General features: G+C 62.2%; 16 protein-coding genes. 7 read left to right on the top strand and 9 right to left on the bottom strand.

What is annotated here, in order from left to right:
• The first annotated feature begins 3 nt into the window (after nucleotides 1–3).
• From atpG to RTQ46_RS05770, 3 genes are all read left to right on the top strand, one after another.
• A complete protein-coding gene (gene atpG / locus RTQ46_RS05780) occupies nucleotides 4–879 on the top strand; it encodes a F0F1 ATP synthase subunit gamma (RefSeq protein WP_312435177.1) in 876 nt (291 codons plus the stop codon).
• A 30-nt stretch (nucleotides 880–909) separates the two neighbouring features.
• Nucleotides 910–2,310, top strand: a complete 1,401-nt coding sequence (gene atpD / locus RTQ46_RS05775) for a F0F1 ATP synthase subunit beta (protein ID WP_065307861.1) — start codon at nucleotides 910–912, stop codon at nucleotides 2,308–2,310.
• A gap of 62 nt (nucleotides 2,311–2,372) precedes the next feature.
• Nucleotides 2,373–2,792, top strand: coding sequence for a F0F1 ATP synthase subunit epsilon (locus RTQ46_RS05770; protein ID WP_065307860.1), 420 nt, complete (start codon nucleotides 2,373–2,375; stop codon nucleotides 2,790–2,792).
• Nucleotides 2,793–2,976: 184 nt separating this feature from the next.
• On the opposite strand, the gene RTQ46_RS05765 is transcribed toward RTQ46_RS05770, so the two are convergent.
• The 6 genes from RTQ46_RS05765 to RTQ46_RS05740 all read right to left on the bottom strand — a co-directional run bounded on the left by RTQ46_RS05765 (nucleotide 2,977) and on the right by RTQ46_RS05740 (nucleotide 7,063).
• Nucleotides 2,977–3,531, bottom strand: coding sequence for a hypothetical protein (locus tag RTQ46_RS05765; RefSeq protein ID WP_312435176.1), 555 nt, complete (start codon nucleotides 3,529–3,531; stop codon nucleotides 2,977–2,979).
• Between the two features lie 66 nt (nucleotides 3,532–3,597).
• Entirely contained in the window at nucleotides 3,598–3,963 is a 366-nt protein-coding gene (gene speD / locus RTQ46_RS05760) for an adenosylmethionine decarboxylase (RefSeq protein ID WP_312435175.1), read from the bottom strand.
• A 1-nt stretch (nucleotide 3,964) separates the two neighbouring features.
• Entirely contained in the window at nucleotides 3,965–4,141 is a 177-nt protein-coding gene (locus tag RTQ46_RS05755; RefSeq protein WP_312435174.1) for a hypothetical protein, read from the bottom strand.
• Entirely contained in the window at nucleotides 4,138–5,598 is a 1,461-nt protein-coding gene (locus RTQ46_RS05750; protein ID WP_312435173.1) for a DUF4178 domain-containing protein, read from the bottom strand. Before RTQ46_RS05750 ends, RTQ46_RS05755 begins: the two co-directional genes overlap by 4 nt.
• 10 nt (nucleotides 5,599–5,608) lie before the next feature.
• Nucleotides 5,609–6,646: an SPFH domain-containing protein gene (locus RTQ46_RS05745; RefSeq protein ID WP_312435172.1), complete on the bottom strand. Its 1,038-nt coding sequence runs from the start codon at nucleotides 6,644–6,646 to the stop codon at nucleotides 5,609–5,611.
• Nucleotides 6,647–6,676: 30 nt separating this feature from the next.
• The gene (locus RTQ46_RS05740) at nucleotides 6,677–7,063 is read right to left on the bottom strand and encodes a DUF350 domain-containing protein (protein ID WP_312435171.1); all 387 of its coding nucleotides are present in this window, start codon (nucleotides 7,061–7,063) and stop codon (nucleotides 6,677–6,679) included.
• A gap of 97 nt (nucleotides 7,064–7,160) precedes the next feature.
• Between RTQ46_RS05740 and RTQ46_RS05735 the strand changes: the two genes are divergently transcribed.
• From RTQ46_RS05735 to RTQ46_RS05725, 3 genes are read left to right on the top strand one after another with little or no spacing between them, the layout of a single operon-like run.
• Nucleotides 7,161–8,672, top strand: a complete 1,512-nt coding sequence (locus tag RTQ46_RS05735) for a polyamine aminopropyltransferase (protein WP_312435170.1) — start codon at nucleotides 7,161–7,163, stop codon at nucleotides 8,670–8,672.
• Nucleotides 8,672–10,291 carry an NAD(P)-binding protein gene (locus tag RTQ46_RS05730; RefSeq protein ID WP_312435169.1) on the top strand — a complete coding sequence of 540 codons (1,620 nt, stop codon included), beginning with the start codon at nucleotides 8,672–8,674 and terminating at the stop codon, nucleotides 10,289–10,291. The genes RTQ46_RS05735 and RTQ46_RS05730 overlap by 1 nt, the downstream gene beginning before the upstream one ends.
• 42 nt (nucleotides 10,292–10,333) lie before the next feature.
• The gene (locus RTQ46_RS05725) at nucleotides 10,334–10,882 is read left to right on the top strand and encodes a cysteine hydrolase family protein (protein WP_312435167.1); all 549 of its coding nucleotides are present in this window, start codon (nucleotides 10,334–10,336) and stop codon (nucleotides 10,880–10,882) included.
• A 78-nt stretch (nucleotides 10,883–10,960) separates the two neighbouring features.
• Here RTQ46_RS05725 and mmsB read toward each other — a convergent pair whose 3' ends face one another.
• The 3 genes from mmsB to chvE form a co-directional block, all read right to left on the bottom strand.
• Nucleotides 10,961–12,178 carry a multiple monosaccharide ABC transporter permease gene (gene mmsB / locus RTQ46_RS05720; RefSeq protein ID WP_312435166.1) on the bottom strand — a complete coding sequence of 406 codons (1,218 nt, stop codon included), beginning with the start codon at nucleotides 12,176–12,178 and terminating at the stop codon, nucleotides 10,961–10,963.
• Nucleotides 12,171–13,709, bottom strand: coding sequence for a multiple monosaccharide ABC transporter ATP-binding protein (mmsA, locus tag RTQ46_RS05715; protein WP_312435165.1), 1,539 nt, complete (start codon nucleotides 13,707–13,709; stop codon nucleotides 12,171–12,173). Before mmsA ends, mmsB begins: the two co-directional genes overlap by 8 nt.
• 114 nt (nucleotides 13,710–13,823) lie before the next feature.
• Nucleotides 13,824–14,882: a multiple monosaccharide ABC transporter substrate-binding protein gene (gene chvE, locus RTQ46_RS05710; RefSeq protein ID WP_409518301.1), complete on the bottom strand. Its 1,059-nt coding sequence runs from the start codon at nucleotides 14,880–14,882 to the stop codon at nucleotides 13,824–13,826.
• A gap of 377 nt (nucleotides 14,883–15,259) precedes the next feature.
• Here chvE and RTQ46_RS05705 point away from each other — a divergent pair, with 377 nt between their 5' ends.
• A complete protein-coding gene (locus tag RTQ46_RS05705; RefSeq protein WP_312435162.1) occupies nucleotides 15,260–16,420 on the top strand; it encodes a fumarylacetoacetate hydrolase family protein in 1,161 nt (386 codons plus the stop codon).
• The last annotated feature ends 28 nt before the right edge of the window (nucleotides 16,421–16,448 follow it).

The following is a 16,448-nucleotide window of genomic DNA, read 5'->3' as shown; positions in this document are numbered from 1 at the left end:
CTCATGGCATCAAGCAAAGAGATACGTGGCAAGATCAAAAGCGTAGAGAATACGAAGAAGATCACCAAGGCGATGGAAATGGTCGCCGCGTCCAAAATGCGCAAGGCGCAAGACCGGATGCGGGCCGCTCGTCCCTACAGTGACAAGATTCGTAATATCGCCGCCAATCTGGCGAATGCCAATCCGGAATACACCCACCCGTTCCTGGCAGCAGCGCAGGGCACGGAAGCGAAGGCAGCGGGTTTCATCGTCGTCACGACCGACAAGGGTCTGTGCGGCGGCATGAACACCAATATCTTGCGCCAGGTAACGTCCAAGTCGCGCGAGCTGGAAGCAGCCGGCAACAAGATTGAAGCAGTCGCCATCGGTAACAAGGGTTTGGGTTTTTTGAATCGTATCGGCGTCAAGATCGTCGCCTCTGCCATTCAGACTGGCGATACGCCACACCTGGATAAATTGATCGGACCTGTCAAGGTCATGCTCGAAGAGTTCCAGGCCGGCAAGCTCGATGCAGTGTACCTGTGCTACACCAAATTCATCAACACGATGAAGCAGGAACCAGTGGTCGAACAGCTGCTGCCTTTGACGGCTGACAAAATGGTCGCCGACAAGAGCGCACACTCGTGGGATTACATCTACGAGCCAGATGCACAAAGCATCATCGACGAATTGCTGGAGCGCTATGTAGAAGCGCTGGTGTACCAGGCAGTCGCGGAAAATCTGGCGTCCGAGCAATCGGCACGGATGGTCGCGATGAAAGCTGCAAGCGACAACGCAGGTAGTGTGATCGGCGAACTGAAGCTCGTCTACAACAAGACCCGCCAAGCTGCGATTACCAAAGAACTCTCCGAAATCGTCGCCGGTGCGGCAGCGGTTTAAACGAATTTAACTATATTTGAAGGAACGAACATGGCTGATGGCAAAATCGTTCAGTGTATCGGCGCTGTGGTGGACGTTGAGTTTCCCCGCAACGCGATGCCTAAGGTATTTGATGCCTTGAAGATGGCGGGCTCGGAACTGACCCTGGAAGTACAACAACAGCTGGGCGACGGCATTGTCCGTACCATTGCACTCGGTTCGTCCGATGGCCTGCGTCGCGGCATGATGATCCAGAACACCGGCAAACCTATCATGGTGCCAGTCGGTAAAGCAACCCTGGGCCGCATCATGGACGTGCTGGGTAACCCGATCGACGAATGCGGTCCGGTATCGCACGAACAGATCGCGTCGATCCACCGCACCGCTCCTGCGTACGACGAACTGTCGCCATCGCAAGAACTGCTGGAAACCGGCATCAAGGTGATCGACCTGGTGTGCCCGTTTGCAAAAGGCGGTAAAGTCGGCCTGTTCGGCGGCGCCGGCGTGGGCAAGACCGTGAACATGATGGAACTGATCAACAACATCGCCAAGGCACACAGCGGCGTGTCCGTGTTTGCCGGCGTGGGCGAGCGTACTCGCGAGGGTAACGACTTCTACCACGAGATGGCTGACGCGAAAGTGGTCGATCTGGAAAATCCGGAAAACTCCAAAGTTGCGATGGTGTACGGTCAGATGAATGAACCACCAGGCAACCGTCTGCGCGTGGCGCTGACCGGCCTGACGATCGCTGAATCGTTCCGTGATGAAGGCAAGGACGTTCTGTTCTTCGTCGACAACATCTACCGCTTCACGCTGGCCGGTACCGAAGTATCCGCACTGCTGGGCCGTATGCCGTCGGCTGTGGGTTACCAGCCAACGCTGGCCGAAGAAATGGGCCGTCTGCAAGAGCGTATCACGTCGACCAAAACCGGCTCGATCACCTCGATCCAGGCCGTCTACGTTCCTGCCGATGATTACACCGATCCGTCGCCAGCAACCACCTTTGCCCACCTCGATTCGACCGTTGCCCTGTCGCGTGACATCGCTTCGCTGGGTATCTACCCGGCCGTCGATCCACTGGACTCGACCTCGCGCCAGCTGGACCCGCTGATCGTTGGTCAAGAGCACTATGACACCGCGCGTGCCGTGCAAACGACCCTGCAGCGCTACAAGGAATTGCGCGACATTATCGCGATTCTGGGCATGGACGAGCTGGCACCGGAAGACAAACTGCTGGTGGCCCGCGCACGTAAAATGCAGCGTTTCCTGTCGCAGCCGTTCCACGTTGCTGAAGTGTTTACCGGTTCGCCAGGTAAATACGTTTCGCTGAAAGACACGATCAAGGGCTTCAAGATGATCGCGTCGGGCGAACTCGATCACCTGCCGGAACAAGCGTTCTACATGGTCGGCACGATCGACGAAGCAATCGAAAAAGCCAAGAAACTTAACTAAGTTAAGTCTGGGCCTAACCCCGCCCGTCATACGGCGGGGTTCTTCAACCCGATAGGACACACATGGCACACACAATTCACGTTGACGTGGTTTCCGCTGAAGAATTGATTTTTTCAGGCGAAGCAGAATTCGTCGCGTTGCCGGGTGAACAGGGCGAGCTGGGTATCTACCCACGCCACACGCCCTTGATTACCCGCATCCGTCCGGGCGCGGTCCGCATCAAGGTAGTCGGCCAGGCTGAAGAAGAGTTCGTCTTCGTTGCCGGCGGCCTGCTGGAAGTGCAGCCTGACACCGTGACCGTCCTGGCCGATACCGCGATCCGCGGTCACGACCTCGACGAAGCGAAAGCGCTGGAAGCGAAGAAGCTGGCGGAAGAAAACATCCACAACAAGGATTCGGGCATCGACTACGCGCAAGCGCAAGCCGAGCTGGCCAGCGCGATTGCGCAGCTGGCAGCGATCCAGAAGCTGCGCAAGCATTAATTTGCCGCGCATGCAAAAAAAGCAGCCTTCGGGCTGCTTTTTTTTTGCTCAAACCCAAGTGCAAAGACTGGGGTCGGACCCTCAGGGTCCGACCCCGGCAGTTCAGCCGTTGGGTTAAAAAGCCGGGCAGCTCGGATTAGGCCGAAGGCCGTAATCCGCCAACATGGTTGACGCGGCCGATAAGCTAGCTGCACATCCCGTACGCCTTGCGCTCCTCAAAATACCGGTACGTAAACGTGCGCACCGGATAGCGCTTGCCGCCCACCAGCATGTCGGGCATCGACAAATCAAACCGTTGCGGCAGCTGGCGCGGCAGCTGCAGCCGCAAACGCCATTGGGTCGCCTTGCTGTTGCCCACCGCCGAGAACATGATCGGCAGCTTCTCGATCACATCGACGATTTCCGCCTTCTGGTCCAGGCCGCGCTGATAGATGGTAGTCACCTTGGCCTGCGCGAACGGTTCCTTCTTCGGCTCTTCCAGCAGGAACGACAAACGGGTAAAGCTCGCTTGCGTGCCGACCGGCAAAGTAAAAATCAGCGCCAGTTCCGTGCCGCCATCTTTCAAGGTGGTGGGAGGCGTGGCGTAGATGCTGATATCGCGCGGCAGCTCGAAGCGCGAGCCATCCGTCCACGTCTTGCAGTCGGGCGTGGTGGCCTGGTACAGGCTGGGCGCCGTATAGTCGTCGCAGGCGGACACCAGCAGCAGGAGTGGCAAGGCAAGCAGGGCGGAACGGCGCATGGCAGTGGAGGGTAAGGAGTGAGCCGACAGTGTAAGCGATCCACCGGCGATCGGCCAGCGATGGCCTTAGCCGGGTGGCGCGCGCCGCGCCGCATGCACTGCGCAGTGCTGCGCCTGCAGGGCGGTGGCGATGATGTCGAGCGCCAGCTGCGGACGCGCCGCGCCGCACATGAAGATATCGACGGCGGCAAAGCCGGCCTCGGGCCAGGTATGGATCGAGATATGCGACTCGGCCAGCAGCAGCACGCCCGTCACGCCCGCCTCCACGCCGAAGCTGTGGAAGTGGCCGTGCAGTACCTGTGCGCCCGCTGCGATGGCCGCCTGGCGCAGCAGCGCGTCGAGCGCCGCGCAGTCGCGCAGGCGCGCCGCCGCCACCCCCGACAGGTCGGCCAGCAGATGCGTGCCCAGCGGCAGATGCACGTTCTGCGTCATGTCACTTGTGGCTGCCGCCGCTGGAGCCACCGCCATAGCTGCCGCCGCCGCTGCCGGTGCGCGAACTCCAGCTGCTGCCGCCACCGCTGCCGCTGCCGGCTACCTTGAACATGCGTACCCAGTTGGTGGCCGTGACGGAGAACGTCACCATCAGTGCATAGATCACGTATTTGCTCATGTCGGCGGCTTGTTATTGTCGAGGAAGAGGGCGGGCACGAACAGCGCCACGCAGGCCAGCACACTCCACATCAGGGTGCTGGAAAACGACACGAACATCGGAATCGCATTGAGTACCAGCGTGATGATGATGAAGACCTTGGCCACGCCGCGATGAGTCATCTTGATGTTCGAGGTGGGCGTGATGCCATGGAAGGCGGCGCCGAACCAGGCGCTCATCTGGTCATGGGCGACCGGCGTGGAGCGCGACCAGGTCATCTCTTCGCTGGTCAGCTCGGCCGCCAGTTTTGTTTGCCCGTGTTCGAATTCGTAGACATGCGTGGTGTCGCCGACCGCCACCTTCCAGTTGAAGGCGCCGGCCGCATAGGTTACCTGCGAGCCGTAGTCATACAGCTTGGCATAGGTGGCGCCGTCGAGCGTGCACTTGTCCGCGTCGAGCGCAGCCCAGGTGGGCCAGTTCGGCAGCACATTCGAGCGCGACCAGCCGTCGTCGGTTTCCACCAGCCAGAAAAAGCCCGCGTGCGCGTTGTACAGCAGGTATTCGTTCCACCCGGTGCCTTCGTCGTCGCTGCGGCGCATCATGCCGATCACGGTGAAGTCGACATTGTTGATCTTCGCCGTGGCGCCCAGCTCCAGGGTGATCTCCGCTTCGTCCTCGACCTGCTTGCCCTTGGCCAGCACCTGCGTTTCGGGGCCGCTGGCGTCGAGCTGCGCATGGCAGGCCGGGCACACCAGCTGCGCGGCGGCGCCCGGCACATACTTGATGCCGCTGCCGCAGGACGGGCAGTCGAGCGCATCGAGCTTGCCGCGGTATTTGCCGGCCGTGCGCGCAATCGCGTCCTGGTCGCGCAGCAGCTGGCACTGCATGCCTTCCAGGGTGACGGCCACGCCCTGGTACAGCACCGGCTGCGGACCATCCGTGTAGTCGAGCGTGGCGAAGCTGGCGTAGTTGCGCAGGTCGGCCACCTGGATGCGCCAGCCGCTGCCCACCTTGAACGGCAGCTCGCCCTGGCCGGCGATGCATTCGCCGCTGCGCACTTCGGCCGCCGTGTACGGCTCGTTATTGATGGTGTAGCGCTGGCCCGGACGCAGTTCGGCAAAGGCGGGCAGGGGACCGCTGGCCTTGCGTTCGCGCGTCATCGTGTACAGGCCGGACGAGTCGCCCAGCCAGGCCGTGCTGGCGTCGTCGAACAGCACATGCCACTCGTTCCAGGTGCCGGCCGCGTAGCGCTGCTGGATGCGGCCCACCACCGTGAAATGGACGCCTTCATGGATGCCGGCGGTGCCGACCTGGATCGGCGAATAGTCTTCCAGCACGGCCGACATCTTGCCGATATCGCGCACCGACTCGGCGTCCTTCAGGATCGTGCTATGGCAGTACTCGCACACGGCCAGCACGGAAGCGTGCGAGCGAAAGTGGACCTCCGCGCCGCAGCTGGGACAGGAAACAGTTTGCATGCAGTCGCGCTTAACCGATCAGTTTCTTCAACAGTTCCGCCTTCGCGCCGTCGTAGTCGGCCGCCGAAATCAGGCCCTTGTCGAGCAGGCCCTTGAGCTTTTCCAGGCGCGCTTCGATCGGTTCCCCGGCGGGCGCCGGTGGCGCCGCTGGGGCAGGTGCGGGCTGCTGCTGCAGCGTATTACCCATGCTTTGCGCCATCACCTGGCCGATCGACAGTCCGGCTCCCAGGCCCGCGCCGATGCCGGCCATGCCGCCTTCGTTCTGCGCCGCCAGCGGGATCGCGTTCGCCACCTGGAATTTGGTGAAGCCGCTCATCTTGTCGGCACCCAGGCCGCCCTTCATGCCGGCCGAGATGCGCTCGTCCAGCGCCGCCTGCAGTTCCTCGGGCAGGCTGATGCTGGCGACATTAAATTCGTCCAGGCCCACGCCATAGCGGGCAAACGCCTGGCGCAAGCCGTCCTTGACCTCTTGCGCCATCAGCGCCTGGTTGGCCGCCATGTCGAGGAAGGGCACGTTGGCGCCGCCCAGCGAGCTGGCCATGCTGGCCATCAGGATGCCGCGCAGCTGGTCTTCCACTTCGTCGCGCGTATAGACTTCGCGCGTACCGCTGATCTCCGTAAAAAAGGCGCGCGCGTCAGCGATGCGGTACGAGTACATGCCGAAGGCGCGCACGCGGATCATGTCGAAGTCCTTGTCGCGGATCGTGATCGGCTGCGGCGTGCCCCATTTGCGGCCGGTCTGCACGCGGGTGCTGAAGTAGTACACGTCCGACTTGAAGGGCGAGTCGAACAGCTTGTCCCAGTTTTTCAGGTTGGTCAGCAGCGGCAGGGTTTGCGTGGTCAGCTTGTGCGTGCCGGGGCCGAACACGTCGGCGATCTTGCCTTCGTTGACGAAGACGGCAACCTGCGACTCGCGCACGTTCAAGATGGCGCCGTTCTGGATCTCGAAATCCTGCATCGGGAAGCGCCAGGCCAGCACACCTTCCGTCTCCTCGTTCCACTGCAGTACATCGATAAACTGCTTCTTGATAAAGCTGCCGAGGCTCATGATGGTGTCCTTGCGAAGATGGTGACGGGGTCAGGAAATGCAGGCCGCGTTGATGGCGCCGATGGACAGCGCGATGGCGCCCAGCAGGCCGCCAAAGGCGGTGTTGTTCGATTCGATCTGGTCTTTCGACATGCGCAGCAGGCGCGTGGCCACCACATAGGCCAGCAATTGCACCACCATCGCGCCAAAGGCCCAGGCGAAGAATTGCTGGTAGTTCGCCGTGTGCATCAGCGACGAGGCGATGGTGGCCGAAAAGCCGAGCAGGGCGCCGCCCAGCGACAGCGCCGCGGCCTGGTTCCCCTGGCGTATCAGCAGCACCTCGTTATACGGCGTCACGCGCGTGTAGATGACAAAAAAGACAATCAACAGCACGGCGGCCAGTAAAAGGTGGATCAGATAGTTTAGGATGTCGGGCACGGCATTCCTCGCAAGTGGCGCGCCCAGCCGGCGCGATGGCCACGCTTCCAGATGAGCATTTGATAACGTCCAAGCATATTAGAACAAAAAAAGCCCAATGAACAAAAAGATTCTGATTTTATCGGTGTTCGTGGTCGCTTCCTGCGGCCTTGCGTATGAACTGATCGCCGGCGCCATGTCCAGCTATCTGCTGGGCGACTCGATCCTGCAGTTCTCCACGATTATCGGCTGTTACCTGTTTGCCATGGGGGTAGGCGCTCACTTTTCCAAGTACGTGAAGGACGGCGACGTGCTGTCGCGCTTTGTCGATATCGAGCTGGCGGTCGGCCTGATCGGCGGGCTGTCGGCGGCGGTCCTGTTCATGACGTTTTCATGGATGGCCGCGCCGTTTCGCACCTTATTGTATGTGATGGTGTTCCTGATCGGCGCACTGGTCGGCATGGAGGTGCCGCTGGTGATGCGCGCGCTGAACACGCGCCAGACGGAATTTTCCGAACTGGTCAGCCGCGTGCTGACGTTCGACTACCTCGGTGCGCTGGCCGTCTCGCTGCTGTTCCCGCTGGTGCTCTCGCCGTATCTGGGCCTGGTGCGCACGGGCTTTTTGTTCGGCATGCTCAACGTGGCCGTCGGCCTGTGGAGCATTTACGTCTTCCGCGCCGAGCTGAAAAACATGACCGGCCAGTTCCTGCGCGCCTGCGCCGTGATGCTGCTGCTGGTCACCGGCTTCGCCATGTCCGACCGCATGGTGGAGTGGGGCGAGCATGGCCTGTTCGGCGACCAGATCGTGTATTCCACCACCACGCCGTACCAGCGCCTGGTGATCACGCGCTGGAAGGACGACACGCGCCTGTACATCAACGGCAACCTGCAGTTCTCCTCGCGCGACGAATACCGCTACCACGAAGCGCTGGTGCACCCGGTGCTGGAAGCCCTGCCATGGGCGCGCCGCGTGCTGGTGCTCGGTGGCGGCGACGGCCTGGCGCTGCGCGAGATCCTGCGCTATCCGCATATCGAACACGTCACCGTGGTCGACCTGGACCCGGCCATGACGGGCGCGTTTACCACCCGCCCGGAACTGGCCGAACTCAATAAAAAATCATTCTCCGACAAGCGCGTCACCGTCATCAATGCCGACGCCGCCGTCTGGCTGCGCAACAGCGGCGACATGTTCGACGCGGCGATTGTCGACTTCCCCGACCCGTCCAGCTTCGCGCTGGGCAAGCTGTATTCGGTGCCGTTCTACGACCTGGTCAAGAAACACCTGGCGGCCAAGGGCCTGATGGTGGTGCAATCGACCTCGCCGTTCTTTGCGCCGCACGCCTACTGGACCATCGATGCCACCCTGCGCGAAGTGGGCATGCGCACCTGGCCGTATCACGCCTATGTGCCGTCGTTCGGCGAATGGGGGTTTATCCTCGCCTCGCCGCAGCTCGATTACCGGCCGCCCACCAGTTACCGCCTGCCGATGCGCTACCTGAACGCCGACACCACGCGCGAGATGTTCATCTTCCCGCCCGACATGCAGAAGCTGCCGATGGCGCCGAACCGCCTCAATACCCAGTCGCTGGTGCACGAGTTCGAGCAGGACTGGAACCGGGTGATCCGCTGATGCAGCGCCGTTCCTTCATGCTGTGGGCCGCCGGCGGCACGGCGGCGGCAGCCGCGGGCGCCGGCAGCATCGCGGCGTACCTGCGCTGGCAGGAGATCACGCCCAGGATACTGTATCCGGGGCGCAGCGAGGGGCACTTCCTTCGAGACCGCAAGGCGCTGCCGCCGCCGTCGCGCACCCTCGTCACCGACGTGGCGATATTCGGTTCCGGCATCGCCGGGCTGACGGCCGCCTGGCGCCTGAACAAACTGGGCCACAAGGACTTCCTGATGGTCGACGGCCCGCAACCGTATGGCAATGCGGCCGGCGGCCATTTCGGCGACCTGGCCTATCCCACCGGCGGCCACTATCTGCCATTGCCGTCGCCCGAATCGACGCACGTGCGCGAAATCCTGTTCGACCTGGGCATTATCCAGCGCGACCCGATGGCGGAAAAGCCGACTTACGACGAACGCTATATCCTGCACGCGCCCGAGGAACGGCTGCTGTTCAACGGCCACTGGCAGGACGGCTTTATTCCCGTCGAAGGGGTAGCGGCCGACGAACTGGCGCAGCACCGGCGTTTCTTTGCGCAGGTGGCGCAGCTGCGCCAGGTGCGCGGCAATGACGGCAAGCGCGTGTTCGTGTTTCCCACCATCGAGTCGTCGCAGGACCCGGCCTGGCAGTCGCTCGATACCATCACGTTAAAGGCGTGGATGGAGCAGCACGGCTATACCTCGCCCACGCTGCACTGGTACCTGAACTACTGCTGCCGCGACGACTACGGCACGCGCTACGACCAGGTCTCGGCCTGGGCCGGCCTGCACTACTACTGCAGCCGCTGGGGCCAGGCCGCCAACGCGGGAAACGGCGCCTGGCTGACCTGGCCCGGCGGCATGCAGCCGGTCGCCACGGCGCTGGAGCAGGCCTCTGGCGTGCAGCGCCATGCGGGCACGGTGGTGTCGCTCACGACGACGGCAAACGGCGTGGAGGCGCTGTGCATGGAGCTGGTCGACGGCCAGCCGCGCACCTATCTGGTCAAGGCCCGCAAGGCCATCTGCGCCATGCCGCTATACGTGGCGGCGCGCGTGGTGCCGGAGATCGCCAGCTACGGCTTTGACATCAAGCGCGATACGCCCGCGTATGCGCCGTGGATGGTGGCCAATTTTTTGCTGAAACGCTTCCCCGCCGAACTGCCGCATGCGCCGCTTTGCTGGGACAACGTGGTGTACCAGGAGCCGGGCCTCGGCTACGTGGTCTCGACCCACCAGGATATCCGCGTGCGCCCGCCCGAGCAAACCGTGTTCAGCGCCTATGTCGCGCTGTCCGACCGCACGCCGCAGCAGGCCCGCAAGTGGCTCGATACGGCCAGCCCCGAGGAACTGCTGGCGCTGGCCAGCGTCGACCTGAAAACGGCGTACGGACGCGACTTTACCCGCTGCGTCGAGCGCGTCGACATCACCGTGCGCGGCCACGCCATGGCCGCGCCCTTGCCCGGCTTTCGCAGCAATGCGGGCCTGAAAGCGCTGCGCGAGCATGACGGCGCGATCCTGTTCGCGCATGCCGATTTGTCCGGCTTTTCGGTGTTCGAGGAGGCGGCGTGGTGGGGGGACAGGGCGGCGCGGCTGGCGGCGGGCTAGCTGAACACTCAAACACTAACTGTACAACCCGAAGGAATCACCATGAATAGTGCATTGATCGTTATCGATTTCCAGAACGCCGTCCTGAGCGAGCCGCCTGCCTGGCAGGCCGACACCATGTTGGAGCGCATCGCCGGCCTGATCGCCAGGGCGCGCGCCGCCGGCGTGCCGGTGATCTATGTGCAGCACGACACGGCCAATTCGGCCGATTTGGCCGGTTCAAGCTGGGCAGCCGGCACGCACGGCTGGCAGTTTCCCGCCTTGATCGCGCCGCAGCCGCAGGACCATGTCAGCGCCAAAAGCTCCTGCGATGCGTTTCGCCAGACCGGGCTGCAGCAGCACCTGGCGCAGGCCGGCATCACGACGATTTATGTGTGCGGCTATGCCACCGAATTTTGCATCGACACCAGCGTGCGCCGCGCCGCCAGCCTGGAACTGGCGACGGTGGTGATCAGCGACGCGCATACCACGCGCGACCGCCCGCACCTGGCCGCGCCGGCCATCGTCGAACACCATAACTGGGTATGGGGCCAGCTGCTCAATCCGGGCAATCCCGTCACGCTGGTCACGGCCGACGCCGTAACGTTCTGAATATGGTTCGCCCATAAAAAAGCCGGCGCATGCGCCGGCTTGAACCCCCTAAGGCTCGAACCTTCTCTTGCTTTGTTCTTACTTGTTCTTGTTGACCACGTCGATAAAGACGGCGGCCAGCAGCACCAGGCCCTTGATCACCTGCTGGTAATCGATGCCGATGCCCATGATGGACATGCCGTTGTTCATCACGCCCATGATGAAGGCGCCGATCACCGCGCCCATCACCTTGCCGACGCCGCCCGAGGCCGAAGCGCCGCCGATAAAGCAGGCTGCGATCACGTCCAGCTCGAAGCCGGTACCGGCTTTCGGCGTGGCGGTGTTCAGGCGTGCCGCGAAGATCAGGCCGGCCAGGGCTGCCAGCATGCCCATGTTGACGAAGGTGTAGAAGCTGACGCGTTCGGTCTTGATGCCGGACAGGCGCGCCGCCTTTTCATTGCCGCCGACGGCGTAGACGCGGCGGCCCAGCACGGTGCGGTTGGTCACGAAGGTGTAGGCGACGATCAGGACCGACATCACGGCCAGCACGTTCGGGAAGCCGCGGTACGACGACAGCAGGTAGCTGAAGTACACCATCACGACGGCGAAGATGCCGTTTTTCAGCAGGAAGAAGGCGCGTGGCTCGTTTTCCATGCCGTGTTTCATCTGCTTGGCGCGGCTGCGCAGCGAGGTGAAGATCAGTGCCGCGGCGGCGATCACGCCCAGCAGCAGCGAGAAGCCGCGCAGGTTTTCGCCGCCGAACGGATCAGGCAAAAAGCCCGAGCTCAGCATCTGGAAGCCTTCCGGGAACGGGCCGACCGACTGGCCTGCCAGCAGCGCCAGGGTCAGGCCCTTGAACACCAGCATGCCGGCCAGCGTGACGATAAACGACGGAATCTTGAAAAAGGCGACGAAATAGCCTTGCGCGCCGCCGATGACGGCACCGGCGATCAGGCAGATGATGCTGGCCGCGACAAAATTCATCTCGTAGTTGACGATCAGGACGGCCGCCAGCGCGCCGACAAAGCCCACCACCGAGCCGACCGACAGGTCGATATGGCCGGCCACGATGACCATCAGCATGCCCAGCGCCATGATGACGATGTAGCTGTTCTGCAGCACCAGATTGGTCAGGTTCAGCGGCTGCATCAGCGTGCCGTTCGTCATGTACTGGAAGAAGCCCATGATGACGATCAGCGACAGCAGCATGCCGTAGTCGCGCATATTGTTTTTCAAAAAGCCGGCATAGCTTTTCGCTTCCGGCGCGGCGGCTGGCGTTGCTGCTGCTGGCGCGCCTGCGGTCAGTTTGTTATCCATTGTTCTCTCCGTGTGTGACGATCGCGCGCATGATGCGTTCCTGCGACGCTTCTGCTGCGCTCAGTTCTGCCGCAAAGCGGCCTTCGTTCATGACATAGATCCGGTCGCACATGCCGAGCAGTTCCGGCATTTCCGACGAAATCATGATGATGCATTTGCCTTCGGCGGCCAGGTCGCTGATGATGCTGTAGATCTCGTACTTGGCGCCGACGTCGATGCCGCGGCTCGGCTCATCGAGGATCAGCACGTCGGGGCGCGAAAACAGCCACTTGGCCAGCACCACTTTCTGCTGGTTGCCGCCGGACAGGTTGACCACTTTCTGCGCCACGCTCGAGCAGCGGGTCTTGAGCTTGCGGCGAAATTCCTCGGCCACGCTGAACTCGCGCTGCTCGTCGATCACCATGTGCTTCGAGATCGCGTCCAGGTTGGCCAGGCTGGTGTTCTTCTGGATGTCCTCTTCGAGGATCAGGCCCAGGCCCTTGCGGTCTTCCGTCACATAGGCCAGACCGTGGGCAATCGCCTTGCCGATCGTGCTGACGTCGATTTCCTGGCCGTTCTTCAGCACCGTGCCGCTGATGCGCTGGCCATAGGCGCGGCCGAAGATGCTCATCGCCAGTTCGGTGCGCCCGGAGCCCATCAGGCCGGCGATGCCGATGATCTCGCCCTTTTTTGCATGCAGGTTGATGCCCTTGATGACGGCGCGGTCGGCGTGTTCGGGGTGATACACCTTCCAGTCGCGCACTTCGAAAATGGTCTCGCCGATGGTCGGCGTGCGCGGCGGATAGCGGTCCGCCATCTCGCGGCCGACCATTTTTTCGATGATGCGGTCTTCGCTGACCGGTTCGACGCGGCAGTCGAAACTGTCGACCGTGTTGCCGTCGCGCAGCACCGTGATGGCATCGGCGACGCGCGAAATTTCATTCAGTTTGTGCGAAATCAGGATCGACGAAATGCCCTGGGCTTTCAGGCCCAGCAGCAGGTCGAGCAGGGCCGCGCTGTCGCTTTCGTTCAGGCTGGCGGTCGGCTCGTCGAGGATCAGGAGCTTGACGTCCTTGCACAGCGCCTTGGCGATTTCGATCAGCTGCTGCTTGCCCACGCCCAGGTTGGTGATCAGGGTGTCGGGCGACTCTTTCAGGCCGACTTTCTGCAGCAGTTCGCGCGTCTTGCTTTGCGTGTGTTCCCAGTCGATGACGCCCATGGTGGCCGGCTCGTTACCGAGAAAAATATTCTCGGCGATCGACAGCTGCGGCACCAGCGCCAGTTCCTGGTGGATGATGATGATGCCGATTTCTTCGCTGTCCTTGATGCCGCGGAACTGGCGCACCTGGCCCTGATATTCGATGTCGCCCGAGTAGCTGCCGTGGCCATACACGCCACTCAGCACTTTCATCAGGGTCGATTTGCCGGCGCCGTTTTCGCCCACGATGGCGTGGATTTCGCCGCTGCGCACGCGCAGATTGACATTGTCGAGCGCAACCACGCCCGGGAACGTCTTGCGTATCCCGCGCATTTCCAGGATAGTGTTCGTCATATAACCTCTCTGGCACGGCCGCGCTGCATGCGGCGGCCGTGCTGCAGTCTTTGCTTGATATTCTGTGAAGCGAAAGGCCCGGCGTCGCCGGGCCTTCAGTACCCGTCTGCTACATTACTTCACTTGCGCTTCGGTGTAGTAGCCGCTGCCGGTGACCAGCACTTGCTTCCAGTTCGCCTTGTCGACGATGACCGGTTTCAACAGGAACGATGGCACGACTTTCACGCCATTGTTGTAGGTCTTGGTATCGTTTACGGTCGGGGTTTTGCCGGTCATCATGGCGTCAACCATGTTGGCGGTGACCTTGGCCAGTTCGCGCGTGTCCTTGAACACGGTCGATGCCTGTTCGCCGCGGATGATCGATTTCACCGACGGGATTTCCGCATCCTGGCCGGTCACGACCGGGAATGGCTGCTTCGGCGTACCGTAGCCGACGCCTTTGAGCGACGACAGGATGCCGATGCTCAGGCCATCATAAGGCGACAGCACGGCGTCCACGCGGGCATTGCCGTAGTAGGCGCTGAGCAGGTTGTCCATGCGGGCTTGCGCCACGGCGCCGTCCCAGCGCAAGGTCGCGACTTTTTCCATGCCCATCTGTTTCGAGCGCACCACCAGCTTGCCGCTGTCGATGTATGGCTTCAGTACAGACATCGCGCCGTTGTAGAAGAAGTGGGCGTTGTTGTCGTCAGCCGAACCGCCGAACAGTTCGATATTGAACGGGCCTTTGCCTTCTTTCAGCTTCAGCGCCGATTCGATATAGCCAGCCTGCAGCACGCCGACCTGGAAGTTGTCGAAGGTGGCGTAGTAGTCGATATTGGCAGTGCCGCGGATCAGGCGGTCATACGAGATGACCTTGATGCCCTTGGCCGAGGCTTTTTTCAGCACGTCCGACAGCGTGGTGCCGTCGATGGCGGCGATCACCAGGACTTTGGCGCCCTTGGTGATCATGTTTTCCACTTGCGCCAGCTGGTTCGGGATATCGTCGTCGGCGAACTGCAGATCGGTCTTGTAGCCGCGTTCCTTGAATACCTTGACCATGTTGTCGCCATCGGCGATCCAGCGCATCGACGATTTGGTTGGCATGGAAATGCCGACCGCGCCCTTGTCGGCAGCGCTTGCCATTGGCATCACTGCCATGCCGGACATCGCCAGCACCAGGCTTGCGGACAGCATTTTCATTGTCGTTTTCATATTGGGTCTCCACCGTGTTCGATAGTTGATGTGCCAGCGTCACGGTCTCTAGGGGCCGCCTTTTGCTGGTGGCCCAGGGAGGCCACGGCTGATAGTAGTTTGTCCACCGACGCCTCACCAATCACTTTTTGCGCATATGCGATATCCAAAACGGTATCAAGGCCCGGAATGCTGCACTGCCGCATGATTTTTCCTGAGCTGAACCGATGGCATCACGCGCCATTCGGCAGCGGTTTTTTTGGTGCGTCGCACTAACGATAATCATCATGCAAATTGGTGATTTTCGTAATTGCAGCGACCCCGCACGGCGCGCAGAATCGGCCTCACTTGTTTTCGCTCCCTTTTTTCTGAAAGCCGCCATGCTGCCGATTTCTCCCGCTTCCCTGCTGCCGTCCGACCTTGCCAACGCCACCCTGATCGGCCGCATCTGGCGTGGCGGTCCCTGCGTGGTGGCCGTGCGCGGCGGCGAAGTTTTCGATATCACGGCAGCCGTGCCGACCGTGTCGGAGTTGCTGGAACGCGACAATCCGCTGGAAATCGCGCGCCAGGCACCGGGCGAGTCGCTCGGTGCCGTGCAGGAGCTGCTGGCGCAGGCGCTGCAGGCACCCAACGACCAGCCGCTGCTGCTGGCGCCGTGCGACCTGCAGGCCGTCAAGGCCTGCGGCGTGACGTTTGCCGTCAGCCTGCTCGAGCGCGTGATCGAGGAACAGGCCGGCGGCAATGCCGACAAGGCCGCCGCCCTGCGCGGTGCGCTGCAGGCCACCCTGGGCAGCGATCTGTCGGCGCTGAAACCCGGTTCGGACGCGGCGCAGCGCCTGAAAGCGCAATTGCAGGAGCGCGGCGCCTGGTCGCAATACATGGAAGTGGGCATCGGCCCCGATGCGGAAGTATTTACCAAGGCGCAGCCGATGTCGTCGGTCGGCTGCGGCGCGCAGGTCGGCCTGCTGCCGGCGTCTGCCTGGAACAACCCGGAACCGGAGATCGTGCTGGCAGTGAACAGCCGTGGCCAGGTGCTGGGGGCGACTTTGGGCAACGACGTCAACCTGCGCGATATCGAAGGACGCAGTGCGCTATTGCTGGGCAAAGCCAAGGACAACAACGGCTCGTGCGCCATCGGCCCCTTCATCCGCCTGTTCGATGACGCCTTCACCATCGACACCGTGCGCGAAGCGGAAGTGTCGCTGCTGATCGAAGGCGCGGACGACGGCTTTGTGCTCGAAGGCGCCAGCTTCATGCGCGAAATCAGCCGCGACCCGCTCGACCTGGTGCGCCAGACGGCCGGCCAGTACCACCAGTATCCGGACGGCTTCATGCTGTTCCTGGGCACCATGTTCTCGCCCGTCAAGGACCGCGGCGCACCGGGTGGCGGCTTTACCCACCACCTGGGCGACCGCGTGACCATCGCCAGCCCCGCATTGGGCGCGCTGGTCAACGAAGTGCAGCATTGCGACGCGATCGCGCCATGGCAGTTCGGCGTGCGCGCCCTGTACAGCAACCTGGCACAACGCGGCCTGATCTGATTTTTTACCTCATATAAAACAAAACGAG

Source organism: Janthinobacterium sp. (genome assembly GCF_031995485.1).
Classification (GTDB): domain Bacteria; phylum Pseudomonadota; class Gammaproteobacteria; order Burkholderiales; family Burkholderiaceae_D; genus Janthinobacterium.
Note: the sequence above shows the minus strand (reverse complement) of the source record. Positions and strands in the feature narration are given on the sequence as shown.

Bases quoted from the DNA above. Each gene is read 5' to 3' on its own strand.
- atpG (WP_312435177.1), top strand. From the start codon at position 4: ATGGCATCAAGCAAAGAGATACGTGGCAAGATCAAAAGCGTAGAGAAT.
- atpD (WP_065307861.1), top strand. From the start codon at position 910: ATGGCTGATGGCAAAATCGTTCAGTGTATCGGCGCTGTGGTGGACGTT.
- RTQ46_RS05770 (WP_065307860.1), top strand. From the start codon at position 2,373: ATGGCACACACAATTCACGTTGACGTGGTTTCCGCTGAAGAATTGATT.
- RTQ46_RS05765 (WP_312435176.1), bottom strand. From the start codon at position 3,531: ATGCGCCGTTCCGCCCTGCTTGCCTTGCCACTCCTGCTGCTGGTGTCC.
- speD (WP_312435175.1), bottom strand. From the start codon at position 3,963: ATGACGCAGAACGTGCATCTGCCGCTGGGCACGCATCTGCTGGCCGAC.
- RTQ46_RS05755 (WP_312435174.1), bottom strand. From the start codon at position 4,141: ATGAGCAAATACGTGATCTATGCACTGATGGTGACGTTCTCCGTCACG.
- RTQ46_RS05750 (WP_312435173.1), bottom strand. From the start codon at position 5,598: ATGCAAACTGTTTCCTGTCCCAGCTGCGGCGCGGAGGTCCACTTTCGC.
- RTQ46_RS05745 (WP_312435172.1), bottom strand. From the start codon at position 6,646: ATGAGCCTCGGCAGCTTTATCAAGAAGCAGTTTATCGATGTACTGCAG.
- RTQ46_RS05735 (WP_312435170.1), top strand. From the start codon at position 7,161: ATGAACAAAAAGATTCTGATTTTATCGGTGTTCGTGGTCGCTTCCTGC.
- RTQ46_RS05730 (WP_312435169.1), top strand. From the start codon at position 8,672: ATGCAGCGCCGTTCCTTCATGCTGTGGGCCGCCGGCGGCACGGCGGCG.
- RTQ46_RS05725 (WP_312435167.1), top strand. From the start codon at position 10,334: ATGAATAGTGCATTGATCGTTATCGATTTCCAGAACGCCGTCCTGAGC.
- mmsB (WP_312435166.1), bottom strand. From the start codon at position 12,178: ATGGATAACAAACTGACCGCAGGCGCGCCAGCAGCAGCAACGCCAGCC.
- mmsA (WP_312435165.1), bottom strand. From the start codon at position 13,709: ATGACGAACACTATCCTGGAAATGCGCGGGATACGCAAGACGTTCCCG.
- chvE (WP_409518301.1), bottom strand. From the start codon at position 14,882: ATGCTGTCCGCAAGCCTGGTGCTGGCGATGTCCGGCATGGCAGTGATG.
- RTQ46_RS05705 (WP_312435162.1), top strand. From the start codon at position 15,260: ATGCTGCCGATTTCTCCCGCTTCCCTGCTGCCGTCCGACCTTGCCAAC.